Raw genomic sequence first — 23,148 nt, forward strand, 5'->3', positions numbered from 1 at the left:
AGAGGCGCACCACGCGCGGTCCCCCGGTCCGGCCGTCGTGCGTACAGCGAGATCATGATCGCATCGGCCGCCGCGGTCAATGGCCGGCGGGCACGGGGCCGGTTGCGGCCCCGGGGCGCGCGATGCGAGTCCCTTGGGGGACGTGGACCTTGTCTCCCGCCGTCGGCCCGTAGGAGCGCAGCACCACCGGAGCGCCCGCCTCCTCTTCGATCGCCTGCACGGGATCGGGGAGCGGTCTGTAGACGGGACGTGCCCTCATCAGGCGATCGGTCAGGGCGGCTTGCCGCTCCAGGCCGCCCGGCGCCCCGCCCGGAGGCCCAGTGGGTAGGCGGTGGACGAGTTCGCCGTCCATGTCGTACGCGCTGCACAGACGAAGGTCGCTGCGGGCGTTCGCCACGTCCAGGTGGGTGACCGCCAGGGCGTCCACCCCGCCAGTCACGTCGAGCGCGTACCGGAGGGCCACCGCGTCAAGGTGTCCGGTCCGAAATGCGCCCTGCCAGGGTCCCGTGCCGTTGTGCCGGTCGGGCAGCTCCGCTGTGAGGGCCGGGTCTTCGGTGACGAACGGTCCCGGGCCGTGGCGCGTCGCGTACGCACGCAGCACGCCGAGCCGGGTCGCGTGCGCGCCCGCCTCCGCGAGGAGGGTCTCGGCGTTGGCGAACGTGGTGGTCGACCAGGTCGTGTACGGGTGGAAGCCGTGCCATTCGTCCAGCAGCACACCTTGGGCGCCTTCGAACACCACGTTCGTGGACCGCAGCAGCCCGGGAAGGTACCGGCCGTCGACGATCCGGACGTTCTCGCCGAAGGCCAGGAACGCCTCCACGCAGTCGTCGACCGGCGGCATCTCGTCGCCGGGGAAGACGCTGGGGAACGTGTCGCGGTAGTGGTCGTGTACAGCGGTCAAGGTCCGCCGCAGACGCGCGCGCGAGAGGCAGTCGCCCACGCGCGGCGCGTCCTCGTGCGCGAGCGCGTACGCGGCGGTCTCGCCGACGCCCATCCCGCACGATCCGTGCCGTCCCGCGCCCCGGGCCGCCTCCCGCGCACGGTTGGCGGCCCGGTGGTACGGCGTGGTCAGCGGCGCGTCGCGGTCGGCGGTCAGCAGGCCGAGCGGCTGGGCTACGCCGAGGGAGCGCAGGTGCGCGGCCTCGGCGCCCAGCGCCAGCGGATCGACGAGCATGAACCGGGACAGGTGCGTCCGCACCCCCGCCGTCAGGCTCCCCGAGCCGAACTGGGCGAACGTGTGGTGCCGCCCGTCCGCCGCGACCACGTTGTGCGCCGCCTGCGCGCCCCCGTTGAACCGCACCACGGCGCCGACCGGTTCAGGCCCCCGCAGGCAGAGCCAGTCGACGACGGTGCCCTTGCCGGCGTCCCCGAACCCGAGGTCCGCCACGACCATGTGCCGGGTCACAGCCAGGCGGTCCTGGAGGGCCCGCCGCGGTTCCGCCGCGACGGGGCGGAGGACGGGCCGGACCGCGGGTTCGGGGACGCCGGAGCCGGGGGACGGGGGCCGTCCAGCGCGGCGAGCGCCCGCGACACCGAGGCGCCCGCGCCCGACCCGGTCTCGGCCAGGTGGCCGAGCCCCTCGGCGAGGTCGATCGCGTCCTCGGCCAGGCCGATGGTCAGCGCGATCGTCTCGCAGACCGCGCCGAGGTCGTCCAGGTACAGGACGTTCTGGCCGAGCAGCCCGCGCCAGAACTCCCGCAGCCGGGCGTCGCGGGAGTGGTGCGCGCCCTCGGGGATGATGAAGTACACGTCGTACATCCGCTGCAACTCGCGGACGAGCGCCGCGACCGGGACGTCCTCGTCCGGCCCGGCGCCGATGACCCTGGCCGCCTCGGCGCGCTTGACCGCCGGGTAGGCCAGCTCGTCGCCGATCATGAACAGGTAGCCGCGGCGGCCCCGCCTCTCCCAGCAGTCGAGCGCGGTGTGCCGGGCCATGAAGTACATCGCCAGCTCGTACGACTCGGTGAACTGGCCGCCGCCGCCGCCCTCCAGCAGGATCTTGCCGAGGTCGTCGTCCATCCGGTTGTCGGCCTCGAACTGGCCGACCTGGAGCGGCGCCCGGTCGCAGGTCGCGTCGCCGACGGCGCCGAACAGGATCTGCGGGTGCGCGACGTAGCCCTTGCGCAGCAGCAGGCCGAGCAGGTCGGGCAGCTTGGTCTGGAGCGTGCGCGGCACGCCGCCCATCGACCCGGTGACGTCGAACAGCACGCCGATGCCGAGGGACTCGGGGTGGTCGTCGGAGTCGCGGCTCTCCCGGACGGTCACGCCCTTCGGGTCGAGGTCGGGGTGGACGGCGGTGGCGCCGCCGTCGTTGTAGGCGAAGGGGCTGGTTCCCCTGGCGGCGCGGTACCTCGCCGCGGATGTGTAGACGTCGGTGGACCAGTGTCCGCTTCCCATGGGGGTCACCTTTCTCTCTCATCTCGGTCTCTTCCGGCAGCCGCGCCGCGTCCCCGGGACGGCGCCGCGGCGGCGTTCACCGGATCTGCTCCTCGCGGCCGGGCCGGAGCAGCGCCGGGTGCAGGAGGCGGGCGTCGCCCGTCCGGTAGAGGCGGGGGCGCGGGCCGCCGCGCCGGCCGCCGCGGTCCGCGGTGTCCCCGGTGCTCTCGACGAACCCGGGCACCGACAGGACCTTGCGGTGGAAGTTCCCGGCGTGCAGCTCCTCGCCCCACACCGCCTCGTAGACGGCGCGCAGTTCGGGGATGGTGAACGTGCCGTCGCAGAACGCCGTGGCGAGCGGGGTGTACTCGAGCTTGGCGCGGGCCCGCTCCAGCCCGTCCGACAGGACCCGCGCGTGGTCGAAGGCGAGCCGGCGGGTGGTGCCGGGCAGCTGGCCCCCGGCTTCGGTCAGGCCGAGCGCGCCGACCGGCACCCAGCCCGCGTCGGCGGCGTCGCCGCCCGCCTCCGGATCGGGCAGCTCGGGCGCGAACGCCAGGTAGGCGACGGAGACGACGCGCATCCGGGGATCCCGGCCGGGGGCGCCGTAGGTGCCGAGCTGCTCCAGGTGGACCCGGCCGAGGGCGCCGCCCTCGGTGCTGAGCCCGGTCTCCTCGGCCAGCTCCCGGACCGCCGCGTCGGGGAGGTCCTCGGCGTCGCGCACGCCGCGCACGAATCCGCCGGGCAGCGCCCACATGCCCGCGAAGGGCGCCGCGCCGCGCCGAACCAGCAGCACGTGCAGGCCGCCGTCGCGGATGGTGAGCGCGACCACGTCGACGGTCACCGAGACCGGGTCGTAGTCCCGGGGGTCGTAGGCGGCGAGGAAGTCGCTCTCGTCGGCGGGCCGCTGGTCCGGGCTCATCGGCGTTGTTCTCCTTATGAGTAAATCTCAAGGTGAGTTGAACTCGATATGAGAAGAACATAGCGCCGGGTGGTGCGTTCCGTCCAGCGGTTAGTCCGGATTTGTCGTTTTCCGTGGTCGTCGCCTAATCTTCCCGGGGATTTAGGCAAGCCTTACCTGTGTTCGGCAGGTGGGCCGGAACGCAGGGGTGGCGCGGGTGACCGATCGAGGCGGACGCGCCCGGCGCCCGGTCGTCCTCGCGCTGAGCGCGCTGCTGCTCGCCGCGGCCGTCCTCGCGAGCCTCGCCGCCGGGAGCCGCGGGATCGCCCCCGGCCACGTCCTGGACGCGCTGCTGCACCCGGACGGCGGCGAGGAGAGCACGATCGTCCGCTCGCTCCGGCTGCCGCGCACCGTCACCGGCGTCGCGGCCGGCGCCGCGCTCGCCCTCTCCGGGGTGCTGATGCAGGCGCTCACCCGCAACCCGCTCGCCGACCCGCGGATCATGGGCGTCACCTCCGGCGCCTCACTCGGCGTGGTCCTGGCGATCAGCGTGTTCGGGCTGACCGCGCTGCCCGCCTACATCTGGTTCGGCATCGCGGGCGCCGCGCTGTCCGGCACGTTCGTCTACGCCCTGGCCGCGCGCACCCGCGACGGCGCCTCGCCCGTCACGCTCGCGCTGGCCGGCACCGCGCTGGACGCCTCGCTCAGCGGCGTGGTGGTCGGCGTGCTGACCGTCGACTCCCAGACCTTCGACCAGTACCGGTTCTGGGCCGTCGGGTCGCTGGCCGGCCGGCCGCCCGAGGTCGCGCTGTGGCTGCTGCCGTTCGTCGCGGCCGGCGTGGTGCTCGCCTTCGGCGCGGCCCGCGGCCTGGACGCGCTCGCCCTCGGCGACGACCTGGCCCGCGGCCTCGGCCGCAACGTCGGCATGGTGCGGCTCGCCGCGGCGGTCGCCGCGATCATGCTGACCGGCGCCGCCGTCGCCGCCGCCGGCCCGATCGGGTTCGTCGGCCTCGCCGTGCCGCACCTGGCCCGCGGCCTGGTCGGCGCCGGGCACCGCTGGGTCCTGGCGGTCTCGGTGCTGCTCGGGCCCGCGCTGCTGCTCGCCGCCGACGTGATCGGACGGCTGGTCACCCCGCCCGCCGAGGTCCGCGCGGGCGTCGTCACCGCGCTGATCGGCGCCCCCTTCCTCATCATGCTCGTCCGCCGGGCCCGGACGGTGACCGCGTGAAGACCAGCGCCGCCGTGCCGTTCCGCCCCTCCGCGCGGTCCCACCCCGCCGCGGGCCGGACGGTCGTCCGCGCCGGCCCGCTCGCGTTCGTCGTCCGGCGCCGCGCGGCCGCGGCCGGCCTGCTCCTCATCGTGCTCACCGCCGCCGCGACGCTGGTCTCCCTCGGTGTGGGCAGCACCTTCATCGCCCCCCTGGACGTGGTCCGGGCGCTCGCGGGGGACGGGCCGTCCACCGTCGTCGTCCAGGACCTGCGGCTGCCCCGGATCGTGCTCGGCCTCGCCGTCGGTGCCGTCCTCGGGCTGTCCGGCGCGCTGCTCCAGGCGGTCAGCCGCAACCCGCTGGCCAGCCCGGACGTCGTCGGGGTGAGCCAGGGCGCCGGGCTCGCCGCGACGCTGGTGATGAGCGCCGGCCTCGGCTCGGCCTGGCTCGGCCCGTTCGCCCTGCTCGGCGGGCTCGCCGCCGCCGCGGCGGTGTTCGCGGTCTCGGGCCGGCACGGGCTGGCCGCGCACCGCTTCGTCCTCGGCGGCGTCGCGGTCGCGCTCGCGCTCAAGGCGCTGACCGAGGTGTTCATCGTCGGCGCCGACCCGATCGAGGGCCAGCGGGCCCGGATCTGGCTGGCCGGGAGCCTGGCCGGGCTCGGCCACCGGGAGACGCTGACGCTGCTGGTCCCGGTGCTGCTGCTCGCGCCGGTGCTGGTGTGGGCGGGCCGGGCCATGGACACCACCGCGCTGGACGACGACGTCGCCCGCGGCCTCGGCGTCCGCGTCGTCCGCCGCCGCCTCGCGCTGGCCGGCGTCGCGGTGGTGCTGGCCGCCCTGGCGACCTCGCAGGCCGGCGCGGTCGACTTCGTCGCGCTCGCCGCGCCGCAGCTCGCCCGCCGCCTGGTCCGCGCCGAGCGGCCCCCGCTGGCCTGCGCCGCGCTCACCGGCGCCCTGCTCACCGTCGTCGCCGACCTGATCGCCCGCACCGCGTTCGCGCCCGTCCAGCTCCCCGTCGGGGTGCTCACCGCGGCCCTCGGCGGTCCCTACCTGCTGTGGCTGCTCGTACGGAGGAGGAACCGATGACGACCGACGCCGCAGACCGGCCCCCGGTGAGGCTGGCGACCCGCGGCCTCACCGTCGGGTACGGCGACCGCACCGTCATCGACGGCCTGGACCTGGAGCTGCCCGGCGGCGCGTTCACCGTGATCGTCGGCCCCAACGCCTGCGGCAAGTCCACGCTGCTGCGCACCCTCGCGCGGCTTCTGGCGCCGCGCTCCGGAACCGTCCTGATCGACGGCGCCGAGCTGCACGCGCAGCCGACCCGCGAGCTGGCCCGGCGGCTCGGCGTGCTGCCGCAGAGCCCGGTCACCCCCGAGGGGCTGACCGTCGCCGACCTGGTCGCGCGCGGACGGCAGCCGTACCAGCGCTGGTTCCGGCAGTGGAGCGGCGAGGACTCGGCCGCCGTCGAGCGGGCGCTCCGGCTCACCGGGCTCGGCGACCTGCGGGACCGGCCGGTGGACGCGCTGTCGGGCGGGCAGCGGCAGCGGGTGTGGATCGCGCTGACCCTCGCCCAGGACACCGACGCGCTGCTGCTGGACGAGCCCACCACCTTCCTTGACCTCGCCCACCAGGTCGAGGTGCTCGACCTGCTGCGGCGGCTCAACCGGGACGGCGGCCGGACCGTGCTCGCCGTCCTGCACGACCTCAACCAGGCATGCCGCTACGCCGACCACCTCGTGGTGATGAAGGACGGCCGGGTGACCGCGCAGGGCCCGCCGGACGAGGTCATGGACGCGGCCTGCCTGGCCGGGGTGTTCGGCCTCGGCGGCGTGGTCGTGCCGTGCCCGGTGACGGGCGCACCGATGATCGTGCCGGATGCCCCGGCCTGACCGACAGTTCGATGAAGGGAAAGGCAGTGAAGCTCCACGGAAGAGGCGGGCGGCTCGCGCAGGGGATCGCGGTGCTCGCGACGGCCGCCCTGGCGCTGACCGCGTGCGGCGGCGGCGACTCGGGGCAGGCCGACGGGCCGACCCGCGTGGTCGAGCACGCGATGGGGGAGAGCAAGGTCCCCGAGGCCCCGAAGCGGATCGTGGTGCTCGACAGCGACAAGCTCGACACCCTCTACAGCCTCGGGCTGACCCCGGTCGGGACGGCGCTGCCGGACCAGGCCGCCGGGATGCCGAAGTACCTGGGCGACGGGTACGCGAAGATCAAGAGCGTCGGCACGCTCCAGGAGCCCGACACCGAGGCCATCGCCGCGCTCGAGCCGGACCTGATCCTCGGCTCCAGGTTCCGCCAGGAGAAGTTCTACGGCGAGCTGTCGAAGATCGCGCCGACCGTCTTCACCGACAAGGTCGGGGTGACCTGGAAGCAGAACTTCCTGCTCGACGCCGAGGCGGTGGGCAAGAAGGCCGAGGGGGAGCAGAAGCTCCAGGCGTACCAGGACCGTGCCAAGCGGCTCGGTGAGAAGCTCGGCGACCCGTCCGGGCTGAAGGTCAGCCTGGTCCGGTTCATGCCGGACGAGCTGCGCGTGTACGGGCCCGAGTCGTTCGCCGGGATCGTCCTCGGCGACACCGGCCTCGGCCGGCCCGAGCGGCAGCGGCTCGCGGACAAGGCCGACAAGCGGTTCGCCGCGCTCAGCCCCGAGCGGGTCGACCAGGCCGACGGCGACATGATCTTCGTGGCGGCGTACGGCGAGAAGGCCGCGCAGGAGCAGGCCGAGGTCACCGCCGGCCCGCTGTGGCAGAAGCTCGGCGCGGTCAAGGCCGGGCACGCCCAGGTGGTGGACGACGAGACCTGGATGACCGGCATCGGCGTCACCGCCGCCGGCCGCATCCTGGACGACCTCCAGAAGTACCTGACGCCGCTCGCGGCGAAGTGACCGTCCGCCACTCCTGACGGCACGGCGAAGGCGCTGCCCCCCCCGGGCCGGGAGAGCGGTGCCTTCGCAGGTCAGCGGCGGTGCCTGCCGCCCCCGGGCCGCGGCGGATCGGGCTGGGCGCCGTCCGGGGCGGGTCCGCCGGACGCCGCCGGTCCGCCGGATGGCGCCGGTCCGCCGGATGGCGCCGGTCCGCCGGACGGCACCGGGCCGTCGAGCGGCGCGACGCCGGGCGGCAGCCGGCGTGCGGGCGGAGGAGGGACGGGGGCCTGCGCCGGGACGGCGCCGGGCGGTGGCTGCCGCCCCGCCGCGGCCGGGTGCTGCGGCGGGGGCTGGTCCAGGAGCAGCCTCATCTGGCTCTTGCGCCGTCCGTACAGCAGGTAGAGCAGCACCCCCGCGGCCATCCAGAGGGCGAAGTTGCGCCACGTCTCGACCTTCAGGTTCAGCATCATCCAGCCGGTCGCCAGGATGCTCAGCGCGGCGGTGAGCGGAGCCGCCGGGACGCGGAACGGGCGGTGCAGGTCGGGCCGCCCGCGGCGCAGCGCGGGCACCGCGGCGGAGACGAACAGGAACGCGAACAGGGTGCCGATGACCACCATCTGCTCCAGCGTGAGCACGTCGAAGACCTGCGACATCAGCACCGCCGCGCCGCCCGCCACCAGCGTCGCCCGGGACGGCACCCGGAACCGGCTCATCCCCGCGATCGGGCGCGGCAGCAGGCCGTCGCGCGCCATCGAGAACAGCACCCGGGTCAGGCTGATCAGCACCACCAGGATGACGGTGCTCAGCGCGAGCACCGCGCCGACGTCGATGACCCGGCCCATCGCCCCGGCGCCGGCCGAGGCGAACGCGGCGGCGAGCAGCGGCCGGTCCGTGCCGAGGCCGGCCAGCCCGTCCAGCCCGGCCATGCCGACCATCGCCACCGCCACCGCGGCGTAGAGCACGACCGCGACGACCAGGCTGGTGAGCATCCCGCGCGGCACCTTGCGCGGGGCGTCGTCGGTCTCCTCCGAGGCGGTCGCGATCAGGTCGAAGCCGATGTAGGCGAACGCGATCGCGGGCGCGGCGGCGAAGACCCCCCAGACGCCGAACGCGTGCGGGGCGCCGCCGCCGGCCAGCCCGGACAGCACGTCCAGCACCGTGCGGGCCTCGCCGCCGGGCTGCTCGGCGGGCGGCGGCACGAACGGGGTGAGGTTGCCGGGGCTGAAGAACTTCAGCCCGGTGGCGACCACCAGCGCGACCACGATCAGCTTGGCCACCACCATGAACCACAGGGTGCGCAGGCTCATCCGGCCGCCCACCGCCAGCAGCACCACCAGCAGCACCAGGATGCCGAGGGCGAACACGTCGAAGCCGCGCTCCTGGCCGATCACCCCGGCGAGCCCGGACGGCACCGGGACGCCGAAGTCGCTCAGTGCCTGGGCCGCGTACAGCGACCACGCCCGCGCGACCACCGACGCGGCGAGCAGCAGCTCCAGCACCAGCGCCCAGCCGACCACCCAGGCCCAGACCTCGCCGAAGGCGACGTAGCTGAAGGAATAGGCGCTCCCCGCGACCGGGACGATCGAGGATAACTCCGCATAGGCGAGCGCGGCCAGCAGGCACACGCCGCCGGCGATCAGAAAAGAAATGATCACCGCCGGGCCGGCGGTGTGCACGGCCTGCTCCCCGGCGATCTTGAAAATGCCGGAACCGACCATCACGCCGAGTCCGAGCACGATCAGATCGCGGGTCCGGTAGACCACGCGCAACCGGTGCCGGCCCCCGTACAGCCGGCCGGTGGCCCGCTCGACGGGCAGGCGCCGGAACATGGTGTTGCGCGTGCGGCCGTCCCAGGTCATAGGTGTCCCCCCCTGGCCTGACCCCGCGCCGCTGTTCGCGAGACAGTGCTGGTACTGGTCGAAGTCCCTCAGAATTCACCAGGAATGAGCCATTCGCAATGTTTTCTCGCGAATTGATGTGATTTTGCCGTTGCCCGTCCACGGAAAGGCACGGGATGGGCGCGGAACGGAACCCCCGTTGCACGACCGGGCCCAGCCGGCCCCGGCCGCCCGGACGCTGGCGCCGCGGCAAGATCGGTGGCACGGTGGTGACGCCGCGTCCCCAGGAGGTTCGGTGTCCCGAAACACATCGCCCCGGAGCGCCCTGCGCCGCCGCACCGCACCGGTGGCCGGGCTCGTCGTCGCCCTCTCCCTCGCCGCCCCCCTCCAGCCCGGCGCCGCCGCCGCGCGCGCCCCGGGAGCGGGCCCCGCCGCGCCGTCCGCGCCGTCCGACCGGCGGCCCGTGGCCACCGGGTACGGGGGCGCCGTCTCCACCGTCGACCCCGATGCCAGCCGCACGGCCCTGGAGGTGCTCGAGCGCGGCGGCAACGCGATGGACGCCGCGGTCGCGGCCGGCGCCACCCTCGGGGTGACCGAGCCGTACGTGGCCGCGATCGGCGGTGGCGGCTACCTGACCTACTACGACGCCAAGACGCGCCGCGTCCACGCGATCGACGGCCGTGAGACCGCGCCGGCGAGGATGCGCGCCTCGTCCTTCGTCGACCCCGCGACCGGCAAGGCGATCCCGTTCGACGAGGCGGTCACCAGCGGGCTCGGCGTCGGCGTGCCCGGCACCCTGGCCCAGTGGGACCTCGCGCTGCGCCGCTTCGGCACCCGCGACCTCGGCACGCTGCTGCGGCCCGCGATCCGCGTCGCCGACAAGGGCTTCGTCGTCGACCAGGAGTTCCGCGACCAGACCGCGGTGAACGAGGCGCGCTTCCGCGACTTCGGGCCGACCCGCGAGCTGTTCCTGCCCGGCGGGAGGCTCCCGGCGGTCGGCTCGGTGTTCCGCAACCCCGATCTCGCCGCCACCTACCGCGAGCTGGCCGAGCGCGGCCCCGGCTGGCTGTACGGGGGAGGGCTGGGCAAGGAGGTCGCCAGGACGGTGCGCAAGCCGCCGCTCGACCCGTCCTCTACCCGCAACGTCCGCGCGGGGCTGATGGAGCCGCGCGACCTGGCCGCCTACCGGGCGCTGTCGAAGCGCCCCACCCGCACGTCCTACCGGGGCACGGAGGTGTACGGGGCGCCGCCGTCCTCGTCCGGCGGCTCGACGGTCGGCGAGGCCCTCGGCATCCTCGGCGACTTCCGGTTCGACTCCCGCGACCCGGTCAAGGCGCTGCACTACTACCTGGAGGCGTCCAAGCTCGCCTACGCCGACCGGGGACGCTACGTCGGCGATCCCGCCAAGGTGAAGGTCCCGCTCGGCGAGCTGCTGTCGACCGGGTTCGCCCGCGAGCGCGCCTGCCTCATCAAGCCGGGCGAGGCCGCCACGGCGCCGGTGGCGCCCGGCTCCCCGGACGGCCGCTACACCCCGTGCGTCCCGCCCGGCGGCGCCACCCGGACGCTGGCCTACGAGGGACCGCAGACCACCCACCTCGTCGTCGCCGACAAGATGGGCAACGTCGTCGCCTACAACGTCTCGATCGAGCAGTTCGGCGGCAGCGGGATCACCGTCCCCGGCCGCGGGTTCCTGCTCAACAACGAGCTGACCGACTTCACCCAGCAGCCGCCCGCCCCCGGCGCGAGCCCCGACCCGAACCTGCCCGGCCCCGGGAAGCGCCCGCGCAGCAGCATGGCGCCGACGCTCGTCCTCCAGGACGGACGGCCCAAGCTCGCCCTCGGCACGCCGGGCGGGTCCACCATCATCACCACCGTGCTCCAGATCCTGCTGAACCGGCTCGACCTCGGCATGGACCTGCCCGCCGCGCTCGCCGCGCCGCGCGCCACCCAGCGCAACACCCCGCAGGTCTTCGCCGAGAAGGCGTTCATCGACGGCTACGGCAGGGAGCTGGCCGCGCGCGGGCACCGCCTCGAGCTGTTCCCCGGACCGCCCGCGGGCGTGATCGGAGCCGCCACCGCGCTGGAGATGCTGCGGCCCGGACTGGTCCAGGCCGTCGCCGAACCGGTCCGCCGGGGCGGGGGCAGCGCCATGGTCGTACGGCCGGGCAGGTGACCGGGCAAGTGACCGGGAGGAACGCCGGAGAGACGCACGGTTACGATCGTCATGGGGGAAGGAGCATGCGATGGCGCAGGCTTACGTCCAGGTGACCACCACCACCGACTCGCGGCTGGAGGCGGCCGGGCTGGCCCGGTCGGCGGTGGCCGAGCGGCTCGCGGCGTGCGCCCAGCTCGTCGGCCCGGTCGCCAGCACCTATTGGTGGGAGGGCGAGATCGAGTCGGCCGAGGAATGGCTGATCGTCTTCAAGACCACCGCCGACCGGTTCGACGAACTGGCCTCGCTGATCACCGAGGGCCACTCCTATGACACCCCGGAGATCATCGCGTCCCCGGTGGTGGCGGGCAGCATGGACTACCTCGCGTGGATCGCCGAGCAGACCGAGTCGCCCGAGCCCGGCGACGACGACGCCGACGACGCGGGGACCGGCGACGCCTGACGCCCGGTCCCGCTCCGGTCCGCGCCCGTCCGCGCGGACCGGGGCGATGTCCGTTTTGTGGTGTGACTCAGGTCATAACGGGGAAATAAGTCTGTGATTACCCCGCCGGGCGTGGTTTCCTCGGCCGCGGAGAGAGGGGGCGGTCGCGTGCGCGAGGGACCGCGTGAGGAGCTGCTCGACGATCACGGCCTGTTCGGGCCCGGCTCGGTGACCTGGCGGGTGATGGGCGAGCCGGTGCTGATGATCGGCGGCATCCGAGCCCTGCTCCTCCAGGCGCTGCACCCCCGGTCGATGTGGGGCACCGCGCAGAACTCCGAGCTGATGGACCGCGACGCCGCGTGGTCCAGGCTCGCCCGCACCGTCGAGTTCGTCCGCGTCCGCACCTACGGCACGCACGCCGAGGTCGACCGGATCGGCCGCCGCGTCCGCAGGCTGCACTCCAAGCTGACCGGCCTCGATCTGCGCACCGGCGAGACCTTCCCGGTGGACGACCCCGAGAACCTGCTCTGGGTGCACCTCGGCGAGGTCGACTCCTACCTCGACGTCGCCCGCCGCGCCGGCGTCGGGCTGAGCGCCGCCGACGCCGACGCGTTCGTCGACGAGCAGCGCCGCGCCGCCGCCGTGGTCGGGCTCGACCCCGCCGACGTCCCCGCCTCCGTCGCCGAGCTGAAGGACTACTACGCGGGGATGCGCCCGCGGATCTGGGCCTGCGACGAGGCCCGCGACGGGCTGCGCCGGATGTTCAGCCCGGACGTGCCGAACCGGCTCCTGCCGCTCAAGCTGGCCGCGCCCGGCCTCGGGATGCTGGTGGTCTCGACGCTGCCGCGCTGGGCCCGCCGGATGTACGGGCTGCCCGGCCTGCCCACCTCCGACCTCGCCGCGACGCTCGCCCTCAAGGGCCTGCACCGCACCGTCCACGTCATCCCCGAGCGGTACCGCTACTCCCCGGACGCCCAGCGGGCCAGGCGGCTCACGCGCGAGCACGCGTCCGACCCGGCCGGCTGGTCCATCGCGTCCTGAGTCAGAGCGCCGGGGGAGGGGCCTCGCCCGCGCCGCCCGCCGGGGCGTTCCGCGGCAGGAGCAGCACGGGCAGGACGAGCACGGCGGTGAGGCCGAGCGCGACCCAGAACGTGGTGCCGAAGGCGTCCGCCAGCTTCGGCGCGATCTGCTCGCGGACCTGGTCCGGCAGCCCGCCCATCTGGTCGGTGCCGCCGCCTCCGCCGCCCCGCCGGGGGATCCCCGAGCTGATCTCGCGGGACAGGATGACCGCCAGCAGCGCCGTCCCGACCGATCCGCCGAGCTGCACGATGATGTTCAGCGAGCTGCTGGCGCGCGACACCGCCGTCCGGCTGAGCGTGGTGACCGCGGCCGACATCGTCGGCATCATCGTGCTGCCGAGCCCGAGCCCCCGCACGTACAGCGCGGCGCCGAGCAGCCAGTACGAGGTGTCCGGGCCGACCAGCGCGAACGGGACGGTGCCGATCACCAGCAGGACGATGCCCACCGGGACGACGCGGCCCGCGCCGAGCCTGACGGACCGGATGGACCTGACGGACCGGACGGGCCGAACGGGACCGGCTGGTCCGCGCACTGCCCGGCCCGCCGCGCGTGCCAGGGCGCGCCTCGCCTGGACGATCTCGACGACCTGAACGCCTGACCCCGCCCGTTCGGGAGAGGGGGGGAGTCAGCCGCGGCGCATGAGGCGGCCGACCGCGGCCATCAGCTCGGTGGACATGGCCTCGGACTTGCCCTCTTCAGCGCCCTCGGCCACGCAGTGCCGCACATGCCCGTCGAGCAGGCCGAGCGCGACCTTGTCGAGGGCCGCCTGGATGGCGCTGATCTGGGTGAGGATGTCGATGCAGTAGCGATCGTCCTCGACCATCCGCTCGATCCCGCGGACCTGGCCCTCGATCCGGCGCAGCCGGGTCTGGAGCTGGTCCTTGCTGGCGGTGTAGCCGCGGGTGGGGGTGTCGCTGGTCGCCATCGTCGTCCTCGCAATCGGTCCGGGGCCGCGGTCGGCGGGCCGCCGCACGGGGGCCGACCCCCGAGGGGTATGGTATCCCGCGGTCCCGCCCGGCCCGCGCGCTCAGCCGGGCGGCAGGTTCCACGAGGTGATCACCGGCCGGTCGTGCTCGGTGCCGAGCGTGGACAGGGTACCGGTGTCGAGCGCGAACAGCCGTCCCGCGGCGGGCTCCAGCCCGAGCCAGCGCGCGGTGAGGACGCGCAGCACGTGCCCGTGCGCGACCAGGGCCACATCGCCCTCGGCGAGGTACGGCCGTACCCGCGCGAGCACCGCGTCCACCCGCTCGCCGACCCGCTCCACCGGCTCGCCCGGGTGCTCGGCGTCGCCGGGCACGACCCCGTCGTCCCACAGGAGCCAGCCGGGGCGCCCCTCGCGGATGGCCTCGCTGGTCACGCCCTCGTAGCCGCCGTAGTCCCACTCCCACAGGTCGGGGTCGGCCTCGTCCACCCTCAGCCCGGCCAGCGCGGCGGTGCGGCGGGCGCGCTCGGCCGGGCTGCACACCACCCGCACGACCCGGCGCGCCGCCATGGGCGCGGCCAGCGAGCGGGCCTGCCTTTCGCCGCGTCCGGTCAGCGGCAGGTCGGTCCGGCCGGTGTGCCTGCGCGCCCGGCTCCACTCGGTCTCGCCGTGCCGCAGGATGATCAGTTGCCCCATGCCCTCACCCTAAGGGCGGCCCGATCATGCGGCGAGGACGGCCGCCAGGGGGACGTGCGGGAGCCCGTGCGCCTCGGCCACGTGGTCGTAGACCAGGTCGCCGCCGTGGGTGTTGAGGCCGAGCGCGAGCGCCGGGTCGGCGCGCAGCGCGTCCCGCCAGCCCCGGCCCGCGATCGCGGCGGCGTAGGGGAGGGTGACGTTGGTGAGCGCCTGGGTGGAGGTGGTGGGCACCGAGCCGGGCATGTTGGCCACGCAGTAGAAGATCGACTCGTGCACCCGGTAGGTGGGCGCGGCGTGCGTGGTCGGCCGCGAGTCCTCGAAGCAGCCGCCCTGGTCGATGGCGATGTCGACCAGCACTGAGCCGGCCCGCATCCGCGCCACCAGGTCGTTGGAGACCAGCTTGGGCGCCCGCGCGCCGGGGATCAGCACCGCGCCGATCACCAGGTCGGCGGCGCGCGCCTCCTGGTCGAGGGCGTAGGCGTTGGACACCGCGGTCCGCAGCCGGCCCTGGTAGATCGCGTCGATCTGCCGCAGCCGGTCGACGCTGACGTCCAGGACGGTCACCGCCGCGCCCATGCCCACCGCGACCTGCGCCGCGTTGAGCCCGGACACGCCCCCGCCGATCACCAGCACCCGGGCCGGCGCGACGCCGGGCACGCCGCCCGGCAGCACGCCGCGACCGCCGTTGGAGGCCATCAGGTTGTACGCGCCGACCTGCGGCGCGAGCCGCCCGGCCACCTCCGACATCGGCGCCAGCAGCGGCAGTGCCCCGCTCGGGAGCTGGACGGTCTCGTACGCGATCGCGGTGACGCCGGCCGACAGCAGCGCGTCGGTGCACTCGCGGGACGCGGCCAGATGCAGGTAGGTGAACAGGGTCTGGCCCCGGCGCATCCGGTGGTACTCGGCGGCGATGGGCTCCTTGACCTTGAGGATCAGGTCGCCCTCGGCCCAGACCTCGTCCGGGCCGTCCAGGATCTTGGCGCCCGCGTCGGTGAAGTCCTCGTCGGGGATGGCCGACCCGAGCCCGGCGCCCTGCTCGACGAACACCTCATGTCCGTGGCGGGTGAGCTCGTGCGCCCCCGCCGGGGTGATCGCCACCCGGTACTCGTGATTCTTGATCTCCCGCGGAACGCCGATCTTCACGGTGTCCTCCGTCAACGCTGACCAGGATGTACGCCTACAGCGTGCGGCCCGCGCGTCCCTCGCGGCCATGCGCAGCGTGTATTGGTGTTCCCCGTTCCGCTGACACTATGTAAGGCCGCTCAGGTGGACGGTCGGGCGGGCGGGTCAGGGCTTACGGGCGATGCCGCCGAACATCAGCCGCTGGCCGACGCTCAGCTCCGCGGGCACCTCGCCCTCGGGCCGCCACAGCGGCAGCGCGACCACGCCCGGCTCCAGCAGCTCCAGCCCGTCGAAGTAGGCGGTGATCTCGTCGGGGGTGCGGAAGCGGCCGGTGCCGAGCATCGCCAGGTACTGCTGCTCGGCGTCCCGCGACTCCTGGCCGGACGCGCAGAAGCAGGTGACGAAAAGGTGGCTGCCGGACGGCACCGCGTCCATGAGGGTGTCGACGATGCGCTGCGGTCCCTCGTCGTCGTGCAGGTGGTGCAGGATGCCGACCAGCATCAGCCCGACCGGCCGGTCGAAGTCGATCAGGCGGCGGACCTCGGGGTCGGCGAGGATCTCCTCGGGCCTGCGGACGTCGGCGGTGACCACCGTGGTCCGGTCGTTCTCGGCCAGCAGTGCGCGGCCGTGCGCCAGCACGATCGGGTCGTTGTCGACGTACACCACCCGCACGTCGGCGGCGGACGCCTGCGCGACCTGGTGGGTGTTCTGCACGGTGGGCAGCCCGGAGCCGAGGTCGAGGAACTGCCGGAGCCCGGCCTCCTCGGTGAGGTACCGCACCCCGCGGCCGAGCACCTCGCGGTTGTAGGCGGCCACGTCGTAGATCTCGGGGACGACCTTGACGATCTGGTCGACGAACGCCCGGTCGACCTCGAAGTTGTCCTTGCCGCGCAGCACGACGTCGTAGGTGCGGGCGATGCTCGGCTTGGTGGTGTCGATCCCGAGTGAGGCCCAGTTGTACCGCTCGTCCGCCATGTCGGTCCTCCGCGTGGTGCCGCTCTGGAGTCGTCCGCGCCCGGGGGGCCGGTGCCTTGGGGCCGAAGCGTACTTGGATGGACAGCCGGAAGGCCGGAAACCAGGCGATCTTTGGTGGAACGATCCCGCCGGGGTCAGTGCCGCGCCGGCGGCAGCCATTCGTCGGCGATCGCCACGGTGAGCTGCTCGAGCAGCGGGCCCGCGCGCCGCCCGCTGCGGTCGGGGTCGCGCTCGATGTCGGCCAGCGTGTAGACGGCCTGGATGCGGGCCTTGCGGAGCTGCTCGCCGGTCAGCCCGCGCCGCGCCGTCACCGCGACGACCGGCGCGCCCGCCCGCGCGGCGGCGCGCGCCACCCCGATCGGCGCCCGGCCGCGCAGCGACTGGGCGTCCAGCACGCCCTCGCCGGTGACCACCAGCAGCGCGCCGCGCGCCTTGTCGGCGAAGCCGAGCAGGTCGAGCATGAGGGACGCGCCGGGCTCCACCGTGGCACCGAGGAACGCCAGCGCGGCGAACCCGACCCCGCCCGCCGTCCCGGCCCCCGGCAGGTCGCGGGCCGTCCGGCGGGAGGCGGCCTCGGCGAGGTCGGCCCACCGGCGCAGCCCCGCCTCCAGAGCGCGCGCCTCCTCGCGGGTGGTGCCCCGCCGCGCGCCGGCCGCGGCGGCCCCGGCGCGGCCGAGCAGCGGCCCGGCGGCGTCGCCGGCCACCACCACCCGGACGCCCGACAGGTCGGGCAGCCCGCGCAGGTCGAGCCGGTGCAGCGAGCGGAGCGCCGCGCCGCCGGGCGGCAGGTCCTTGCCGAGGGCGTCCAGCAGCCGGCCGCCGAGGCCCTGCACCAGGCCCGCGCCGCCGTCGGCGCAGGCGCCGCCGCCGAGGCCCAGCACGATCCGCCGGGCGCCGAGCCGCACCGCGTGCGCGATGAGCTGCCCGGTGCCGACGCTGGAGGCGACCATCGGGCGGGGCCGGCCGTCCGGGAGCCGGCGCACGCCGGACGCCTCGGCCAGCTCCACCACCGCGCTGCGGCCGTTCAGCGCCAGCGCCGCGGTGACCGGGCGGCCGATCGGCCCGCACACCTCCACCTCGACCCGCCGCCAGCCCGCTGCGATCGCGGCCTCGGCGGTGCCGTCGCCGCCATCGGCCACCGGCAGCTCCACCAGCGGGACGCCGGGCCGGGCCCGGCGCAGCCCGGCGGCGAGGTGCCGGGCGACCTGCGCCGCGGTCAGCGCGCCCTCGAACCGGTCGGGCGCGAGCAGGACGTGACCGCGCGGCGCCGGGACCGGGGGGGCCGGGACCGGCGGCGGGGGCCGGTCGGGGGGAGAGTCCGCGGACACCACAGCCACGCCTTTCACGCCGGGAGGTAAGGTCCTACCTTCTGCTTACGCCATGACGGCACTATTTGACACCCGAACGGCCCCCGAGACTTCCCATTCCGCGAGAGCGGGCGCCGCGATCCGGGACTACTTCACGCCGAGGGCCCGCTCGACCACGTTCAGCCCGAAGTACAGGACGAACACCACCGAGATGATCCACAGCAGCCAGTGCGTCTGCCGCCACCGGCCGCGGGCCGCCTGGATCACGCTGTAGGCGATCAGCCCGGCGCCGATCCCGTTGGTGATCGAGTAGGTGAACGGCATGAACACGATGGTGAGGAACGCCGGGATCGCGATCCCGAGGTCGCTCCAGTCGAGCTTGGCGACCTGCGCCATCATCAGCGCGCCGACCACGACCAGCGCGGGGGCGGCGGCCTGCGCCGGCACCACCTCGGCGAGCGGGGTGAGGAACAGGGTGACCGTGAACAGCGCGCCGGTCGCGAGGTTGGCCAGCCCGGTGCGGGCGCCCTCGCCCACGCCGGCCGCCGATTCCACGAACACAGTGTTGGCCGAGGAGCTGGTCACGCCGCCGAGCGCGGCCGAGACGCCGTCCACCGACAGGATCCGGCCGAGCCGGGGCACCTGCCCGCGCTCGTCCACCAGGCCGGCCTCGTCGCTGACGCCGAGGATGGTGCCCATCGCGTCGAAGAACCCCGACAGCACCAGGGTGAACAGCACGACCAGCGCGGTGACGACCCCGGCCCGGCCGAACCCGCCGAACAGGTCGACCTCGCCGAGCAGCCCGAAGTCGGGGGCGGCGAACAGCTTCTCCGGCATCGCGGGCGTCACCACGCCCCAGCCGTTGTCGGGGAGCGAGGCCGTGCTCTCGATGATCACTGCCAGGACGGTGCCGACCACGATGCTGATCAGGATCGCGCCGGGCACCCGCCGCACGTACAGCACGATCATCAGCAGCAGCGTGACCGCGAACACCAGCGCCGGCCAGGTCTCCAGGTGGCCGCCGGTGCCGAGGGCGAGCGGCGGGCTCTCCGTCTTGGAGGTCACGAAGCCCGCGTCCACCAGCCCGACCAGCGCGATGAAGCAGCCGATGCCGACCGCGATCGCGTGCTTGAGCGCCAGCGGGATCGCGTTCATGATCCGTTCGCGCACCCCGGTGAGGGCCAGCAGGACGATCACGAACCCCTCGATCACCACCAGCCCCATCGCCTGCGGCCAGGTCATCACCGGCGCCGCCTGGAAGGCGACGACCGCGTTGATGCCGAGCCCCGCGGCCAGCGCGAGCGGCACGTTCCCGACCAGGCCCATGATGATCGTGGTGATCGCCGCCGACAGCGCCGTCATCGTGGTGAGCTGCGGGATCGACAGCGTCGCCTCGTTGACGTCCTTGGCCCCGCCCAAGATGATCGGGTTCAGCAGGATGATGTAGGCCATCGCGAAGAACGTCGTGACGCCGCCGCGCACCTCCCGCCCGACGCTGGTCCGGCGCCCGGTCAGGTCGAAGAACCGGTCCAGGGGGTTGCGAGGGCCCTGAGGCGGTGGGGCGTCCCCGGGCTCGGCGGTAGTGACGTGCGACATGACGCGCGCTCCGAATCCAGCAGCATGATCACGCACAGGCGGTGATCTCGAAAAAGGCGTGCACAGATTAGCTGCCCATGACCCGTTGTGGTCGAAACGGCCCTCCAGGGGCCGTCGTGTCGGATCCGTGCTGGTTCGTGGAGCTTTATGGCGCTGCTCGGCCGCCCGCTCAGTCGCCCCGGTAGGTGGAGTAGCCGAACGGACTGAGCAGCAGGGGGACGTGGTGGTGCCCGCTGCCCGCCGGGACGGTGAAGACGACGACGACCTCGGGGTAGTAGGTGTCGGTCCCGATTCCGGAGAAGTAGGGGCCGGTGCCGAACCGGAGCCGGTAGGTCCCGGGCTCGGAGCCCGCGCCGCCGGCGGCCGTCCAGCGCCCGCGCCCGTCGGTCTCCCCCTCCTGGACCGGGCGCCAGGACTCCCCGTCGTGACGGTCGAGCCGCACCGGGACCGCCGGCGCCGGGCTCCCGCGATGCGTGTCGAGAACGTGCGTGGATACGGTCATGGCGCAAGTACACCAGCCCGTCCGCCCGTCGGGTTCGCCAGGCCTGCGCCCCGTGCCGAGATCGAACCGCTATAGCCTGCCTTGGTGCGAATGCGAGACTCGGCGGGCGCGAGCGGTGACGAGGGGCTTCCGCGCGGCGTGCCGGGCGCCGACTCGTACGCGTCGCTGCTGGCCTCGGTGCCCGAGGGGACGCGCTCGTCGTTCCGCGACCGGATGCTCGGGCCGCTGGAGGAGTACGACAGCGCGCGCCGCGCCGCGCTGCTGCACACGCTGGAGGTCTTCCTGTCCTGCTCCGGGTCCTGGAGCACGACCGCGGCCAGGCTGCACGTCCACGTGAACACACTTAGGTACCGAATTCGCCGGATCGAGGACCTAACGGGCCGCGACCTCGGCACACTGGAAGATCGAGTCGACTTCTTCCTCGCCCTGCGCGCCGTGCGCCCGGCGAGAACCTCGTAGGCGGGTGGTCAAACGATGGACCGGGAGACACTGGGGCAGCGGATCAGGGCCCTGCGCATCCGGCAGGGTGTGAGCCAGGCCCAGCTCGCCTTCCCCGAGCTGTCCGACAGCTATATCTCACTGATCGAGAGCGACAAGCGGGTGCCCGCGCCGAGCGTGGTGGACCTGCTCGCGGTCAAGCTGAACTGCTCGGCGACGTACCTGGTCAGCGGCGTCAGCGAGGACGTCGTGGACGAGCTGCGGGTGACCCTGGACTACGCCGAGATCGCGCTGCGCAACGGCGCGGCCGGCGAGGCCCGCGCCAGGTACGCCGAGGTGCTCGCCAGCGCCGACGCGGTCGCGCTGCCCGAGATGCTGCACCAGGCGCGGTGGGGCTACGCGCTCGCGCAGGAGGCGGCCGGCGAGCTGGAGGACGCGATCGGCGGCCTGCGCGAGCTGACCGAGGCGGCCTCCGCCGAGGCCGACCTGGACCACTGGGCCAAGGTGCACGTCGCGCTGAGCCGCTGCCTGCGCGAGCGCGGCGACATCAGCGCCGCCGTGCAGGTGGCCGAGGGGGCGCTGCGCCACCTCATCGCGACGGGCGCCGACGCCACCGACGCGGCGATCGACCTCGGCGCGGCGCTGCTGGCCGCGTTCATCGGCCGGGGCGACCTGGTGCGGGCCCGGCAGCTCGCGGCGCAGCTCGTCGAACGGGCCGAGCGGATCGGCAGCGACCGCGCGCGGATGGCCGCGTACTGGGAGGCCGCCTACGTCGCGGAGGTCCGCGGCGAGTACGAGGAGGGCGTCGCGCTCGCCGAACGCGCGCTGGCGCTGGCCGGCGACGACGTCGTCGGGGCGGCGGAGGAGGCGGTCGGGCCCGCCGGGGCCGGGGCCGGGGAGCCGTTCGATGAGGGCGGGGCCGACCCGCGGGGCTTGAACCGGCTGCGCGTCGGTTACGCGGGGCTGCTGCTGCGCGCCCGTCCCGACCAGTCCGGACGCGCCCGCGAGCTGCTGGCCCGGGTGCGCGGCGAGGCCGACGCGAGCGCGGCCGGAGAGATCGACGTCGCCCGGTGCCTGACCGAGCTGGCCCGCGCCGAGAACGCGCTCGGCCGCCCGGCCGAGGCGGTCCGGCTCGCCGAGGAGGCGATGGACCTGCTCGGCGGCGCGCCGCGGCGGGCCACCGCCGGTGCGCTGACCGTCCTCGGTGAGGCGTCGGTGCGGCTCGGCCGCCGCGACCGCGCCGTCGAGGCCCTCGCCGGGGCCGCGACCCATCTGGAGAAGATGGAGTCGTCGCGGGAGGCGGCGCAGGCGTGGTTCGACCTCGCCGAGGTGCTCGCCGAGACCGGTGGCGACGAGGGGCCGCGGCTGTCGGCGTACCGGCGCGCGCTGACCTGCGCCGGCGTCTGAGGGACGGGACGTGTTCGGAGTCGTCAGGCCGTGCCGGCACGGCCTGTGCGGGACGCTCTTCAAGGACTGGATGGCGCACCTGTGCGGGCTGTGCCTGACGCTGCGCGACGAGCACGGGCAGGCGGCCCGGCTGGTCACCAACTACGACGGGCTGCTGGTGTCGGTCCTGGTCGAGGCGCAGCGCCCGGACCGGTCGCCGCGCCGCAAGGCCGGGCGCTGCGCGCTGCGCGGGATGAAGGGCGCCGAGGTGGTCACGGCCCGCGCCGAGGGCGCCCAGCTCGCCGCCGCGACGTCCCTGCTGCTCGCGGCGGGCAAGACGCGGGACCACGTGGCCGACGGCGACGGCCCGTACGCGCGCCGGCTCGTCGCCTCGGCGGCCGGGCGGATGGCCGGGCGCTGGGACGCCGCCGGCGGCCGGACGGGCGCGGCGGTGGGTTTCGACCCGGCCGTGCTGCGCGCGGCGATCGCGCGGCAGGGCGCGCTGGAGGCGGCGGGCGGGCTCGGGCTGCTGGAGCTGACCGAGCCGACCGAGACGGCGGTCGCCGCGGTGTTCGCGCACACCGCGGTGCTGGCGGGCAAGGAGCACAACGCCGAGTCCCTGGCCGAGGCGGGCCGCTTCTTCGGCCGCCTCGCGCACCTGATCGACGCGGTCGAGGACGTCCGGCCCGACCTTGCGGCGGGCGCGTTCAACCCGCTCGTGGCCACCGGCACCGGCCCGGCCGAGGCGCGCCGGCACTGCGACGACGCGCTGCACGGGCTGCGGCTCGCGCTCGCCGACCTCGAGCTGGAGAGCCCGGCGCTCGTCCGGGCGCTGCTCGGACGCGAGGTGCGCCGCTCGGTCGATCGCGTCTTCGCCGGATACCCAGGAGGCCCCCCGCCCGGCCAGTACCCGCAGCACAGCCCGTATCCCCAGCAGGGCCCGTACCCGCCGCAGGGGCCCTACCCGCAGCAGCCCCAGCAGGGGGCGCAGCCGCCGCCCGGAGGCGACGGAAGCGGCTGGGGCGGCGGCGATGGCGGCTGGGGCGGCGGAGGCGGCGGCTGGGGAGGTCCGGGCGGTGGGGGCTCCGGGCATGGGCCTTCCGGCCAGCGGCCGGGATTCCCGCTTCCGTGCTTCACCGGCACCGTGGTCTGCATGACGTGCGGGGTCTTCCAGCCGGAGTGGAGCAAGCACCACGGCCAGGACTGCTCGGACCGCTGCTGGTGCAGCCGTGCGTGCGATGGCGGCTGCGACTGCCCCGACTGCTCAGGTTGCTCAGGCTGCGACGGCTGCGGATGTGACGGCTGCGGGTGCGAATGCTGCGGCTGCTGCTGCATCGACTGCTAGGACT

The 23,148-nt window shown here is 74.7% G+C and carries 21 protein-coding genes and 1 pseudogene; 10 read left to right on the forward strand and 12 right to left on the reverse strand.

Annotated features, from left to right (window positions below; translation table 11 throughout):
* Positions 1 to 76: 76 nt before the first annotated feature.
* From OHA34_RS34790 to OHA34_RS34800, 3 genes are all read right to left on the reverse strand, one after another.
* On the reverse strand, positions 77 to 1,393 hold the full coding sequence (locus tag OHA34_RS34790; RefSeq protein WP_285938563.1) for an adenylosuccinate synthetase: 1,317 nt from the start codon (positions 1,391 to 1,393) through the stop codon (positions 77 to 79).
* A gap of 8 nt (positions 1,394 to 1,401) precedes the next feature.
* A complete protein-coding gene (locus OHA34_RS34795; protein ID WP_285937062.1) occupies positions 1,402 to 2,397 on the reverse strand; it encodes a hypothetical protein in 996 nt (331 codons plus the stop codon).
* A 76-nt stretch (positions 2,398 to 2,473) separates the two neighbouring features.
* Positions 2,474 to 3,295 carry an NUDIX hydrolase gene (locus OHA34_RS34800; protein WP_329520034.1) on the reverse strand — a complete coding sequence of 274 codons (822 nt, stop codon included), beginning with the start codon at positions 3,293 to 3,295 and terminating at the stop codon, positions 2,474 to 2,476.
* A gap of 196 nt (positions 3,296 to 3,491) precedes the next feature.
* Between OHA34_RS34800 and OHA34_RS34805 the strand changes: the two genes are divergently transcribed.
* Genes OHA34_RS34805 through OHA34_RS34820 form a run of 4 tightly spaced genes read left to right on the forward strand, consistent with a single transcriptional unit; the run spans position 3,492 to position 7,364 of the window.
* A complete protein-coding gene (locus tag OHA34_RS34805) occupies positions 3,492 to 4,502 on the forward strand; it encodes a FecCD family ABC transporter permease (RefSeq protein ID WP_285937059.1) in 1,011 nt (336 codons plus the stop codon).
* The gene (locus tag OHA34_RS34810) at positions 4,499 to 5,566 is read left to right on the forward strand and encodes a FecCD family ABC transporter permease (RefSeq protein WP_285937058.1); all 1,068 of its coding nucleotides are present in this window, start codon (positions 4,499 to 4,501) and stop codon (positions 5,564 to 5,566) included. The genes OHA34_RS34805 and OHA34_RS34810 overlap by 4 nt, the downstream gene beginning before the upstream one ends.
* On the forward strand, positions 5,563 to 6,372 hold the full coding sequence (locus OHA34_RS34815; RefSeq protein WP_285937057.1) for an ABC transporter ATP-binding protein: 810 nt from the start codon (positions 5,563 to 5,565) through the stop codon (positions 6,370 to 6,372). The genes OHA34_RS34810 and OHA34_RS34815 overlap by 4 nt, the downstream gene beginning before the upstream one ends.
* Positions 6,373 to 6,398: 26 nt before the next feature.
* Positions 6,399 to 7,364, forward strand: coding sequence for an ABC transporter substrate-binding protein (locus OHA34_RS34820; RefSeq protein ID WP_329520035.1), 966 nt, complete (start codon positions 6,399 to 6,401; stop codon positions 7,362 to 7,364).
* Between the two features lie 71 nt (positions 7,365 to 7,435).
* Here OHA34_RS34820 and OHA34_RS34825 read toward each other — a convergent pair whose 3' ends face one another.
* On the reverse strand, positions 7,436 to 9,202 hold the full coding sequence (locus OHA34_RS34825; protein WP_329520036.1) for an APC family permease: 1,767 nt from the start codon (positions 9,200 to 9,202) through the stop codon (positions 7,436 to 7,438).
* 274 nt (positions 9,203 to 9,476) lie between these two features.
* Here OHA34_RS34825 and ggt point away from each other — a divergent pair, with 274 nt between their 5' ends.
* The 3 genes from ggt to OHA34_RS34840 all read left to right on the forward strand — a co-directional run bounded on the left by ggt (position 9,477) and on the right by OHA34_RS34840 (position 12,816).
* A complete protein-coding gene (ggt, locus tag OHA34_RS34830; RefSeq protein ID WP_329520037.1) occupies positions 9,477 to 11,354 on the forward strand; it encodes a gamma-glutamyltransferase in 1,878 nt (625 codons plus the stop codon).
* A gap of 70 nt (positions 11,355 to 11,424) precedes the next feature.
* Positions 11,425 to 11,796 (forward strand): divalent-cation tolerance protein CutA, encoded by a 372-nt coding sequence (gene cutA, locus OHA34_RS34835; RefSeq protein WP_285937053.1) that lies wholly within the window; start codon positions 11,425 to 11,427, stop codon positions 11,794 to 11,796.
* A gap of 147 nt (positions 11,797 to 11,943) precedes the next feature.
* The gene (locus OHA34_RS34840) at positions 11,944 to 12,816 is read left to right on the forward strand and encodes an oxygenase MpaB family protein (RefSeq protein WP_285937052.1); all 873 of its coding nucleotides are present in this window, start codon (positions 11,944 to 11,946) and stop codon (positions 12,814 to 12,816) included.
* A gap of 1 nt (position 12,817) precedes the next feature.
* Here OHA34_RS34840 and OHA34_RS34845 read toward each other — a convergent pair whose 3' ends face one another.
* The 8 genes from OHA34_RS34845 to uraH all read right to left on the reverse strand — a co-directional run bounded on the left by OHA34_RS34845 (position 12,818) and on the right by uraH (position 19,975).
* Entirely contained in the window at positions 12,818 to 13,300 is a 483-nt protein-coding gene (locus OHA34_RS34845) for a hypothetical protein (RefSeq protein WP_285937050.1), read from the reverse strand.
* 180 nt (positions 13,301 to 13,480) lie between these two features.
* Positions 13,481 to 13,780: a metal-sensitive transcriptional regulator gene (locus tag OHA34_RS34850; protein WP_285937049.1), complete on the reverse strand. Its 300-nt coding sequence runs from the start codon at positions 13,778 to 13,780 to the stop codon at positions 13,481 to 13,483.
* A gap of 102 nt (positions 13,781 to 13,882) precedes the next feature.
* Positions 13,883 to 14,473, reverse strand: a complete 591-nt coding sequence (locus OHA34_RS34855; RefSeq protein ID WP_329520038.1) for a histidine phosphatase family protein — start codon at positions 14,471 to 14,473, stop codon at positions 13,883 to 13,885.
* 24 nt (positions 14,474 to 14,497) lie between these two features.
* Positions 14,498 to 15,616 carry an alanine dehydrogenase gene (ald, locus tag OHA34_RS34860; RefSeq protein ID WP_329522477.1) on the reverse strand — a complete coding sequence of 373 codons (1,119 nt, stop codon included), beginning with the start codon at positions 15,614 to 15,616 and terminating at the stop codon, positions 14,498 to 14,500.
* A gap of 144 nt (positions 15,617 to 15,760) precedes the next feature.
* Complete coding sequence (locus tag OHA34_RS34865) at positions 15,761 to 16,570, reverse strand: SAM-dependent methyltransferase (RefSeq protein ID WP_329520039.1); 810 nt, start codon at positions 16,568 to 16,570, stop codon at positions 15,761 to 15,763.
* A 134-nt stretch (positions 16,571 to 16,704) separates the two neighbouring features.
* The gene (locus OHA34_RS34870) at positions 16,705 to 17,898 is read right to left on the reverse strand and encodes a glycerate kinase (RefSeq protein ID WP_329520040.1); all 1,194 of its coding nucleotides are present in this window, start codon (positions 17,896 to 17,898) and stop codon (positions 16,705 to 16,707) included.
* Positions 17,899 to 18,024: 126 nt separating this feature from the next.
* Positions 18,025 to 19,473, reverse strand: coding sequence for an NCS2 family permease (locus OHA34_RS34875; RefSeq protein WP_285937046.1), 1,449 nt, complete (start codon positions 19,471 to 19,473; stop codon positions 18,025 to 18,027).
* Between the two features lie 169 nt (positions 19,474 to 19,642).
* On the reverse strand, positions 19,643 to 19,975 hold the full coding sequence (uraH, locus tag OHA34_RS34880; protein WP_285937045.1) for a hydroxyisourate hydrolase: 333 nt from the start codon (positions 19,973 to 19,975) through the stop codon (positions 19,643 to 19,645).
* Between the two features lie 123 nt (positions 19,976 to 20,098).
* Here uraH and OHA34_RS34885 point away from each other — a divergent pair.
* The 3 genes and pseudogenes from OHA34_RS34885 to OHA34_RS34895 form a co-directional block, all read left to right on the forward strand.
* Positions 20,099 to 20,434: pseudogene (locus tag OHA34_RS34885) on the forward strand (PucR family transcriptional regulator); the annotation flags it as partial.
* A 15-nt stretch (positions 20,435 to 20,449) separates the two neighbouring features.
* A complete protein-coding gene (locus tag OHA34_RS34890) occupies positions 20,450 to 21,820 on the forward strand; it encodes a helix-turn-helix domain-containing protein (protein WP_285937044.1) in 1,371 nt (456 codons plus the stop codon).
* Between the two features lie 10 nt (positions 21,821 to 21,830).
* Positions 21,831 to 23,144, forward strand: coding sequence for a DUF5685 family protein (locus OHA34_RS34895; protein ID WP_285937043.1), 1,314 nt, complete (start codon positions 21,831 to 21,833; stop codon positions 23,142 to 23,144).
* The last annotated feature ends 4 nt before the right edge of the window (positions 23,145 to 23,148 follow it).

The organism is Spirillospora sp. NBC_01491, assembly GCF_036227065.1.
GTDB classification, from domain to species: domain Bacteria; phylum Actinomycetota; class Actinomycetes; order Streptosporangiales; family Streptosporangiaceae; genus Spirillospora; species Spirillospora xylanilytica.

Coding starts and splice junctions, on each gene's coding strand:
- OHA34_RS34790 (WP_285938563.1), bottom strand. CDS start 1,393: ATGGTCGTGGCGGACCTCGGGTTCGGGGACGCCGGCAAGGGCACCGTC.
- OHA34_RS34795 (WP_285937062.1), bottom strand. CDS start 2,397: ATGGGAAGCGGACACTGGTCCACCGACGTCTACACATCCGCGGCGAGG.
- OHA34_RS34800 (WP_329520034.1), bottom strand. CDS start 3,295: ATGAGCCCGGACCAGCGGCCCGCCGACGAGAGCGACTTCCTCGCCGCC.
- OHA34_RS34815 (WP_285937057.1), top strand. CDS start 5,563: ATGACGACCGACGCCGCAGACCGGCCCCCGGTGAGGCTGGCGACCCGC.
- OHA34_RS34825 (WP_329520036.1), bottom strand. CDS start 9,202: ATGACCTGGGACGGCCGCACGCGCAACACCATGTTCCGGCGCCTGCCC.
- cutA (WP_285937053.1), top strand. CDS start 11,425: ATGGCGCAGGCTTACGTCCAGGTGACCACCACCACCGACTCGCGGCTG.
- OHA34_RS34850 (WP_285937049.1), bottom strand. CDS start 13,780: ATGGCGACCAGCGACACCCCCACCCGCGGCTACACCGCCAGCAAGGAC.
- OHA34_RS34855 (WP_329520038.1), bottom strand. CDS start 14,473: ATGGGGCAACTGATCATCCTGCGGCACGGCGAGACCGAGTGGAGCCGG.
- OHA34_RS34865 (WP_329520039.1), bottom strand. CDS start 16,570: ATGGCGGACGAGCGGTACAACTGGGCCTCACTCGGGATCGACACCACC.
- OHA34_RS34875 (WP_285937046.1), bottom strand. CDS start 19,473: ATGTCGCACGTCACTACCGCCGAGCCCGGGGACGCCCCACCGCCTCAG.
- uraH (WP_285937045.1), bottom strand. CDS start 19,975: ATGACCGTATCCACGCACGTTCTCGACACGCATCGCGGGAGCCCGGCG.
- OHA34_RS34890 (WP_285937044.1), top strand. CDS start 20,450: ATGGACCGGGAGACACTGGGGCAGCGGATCAGGGCCCTGCGCATCCGG.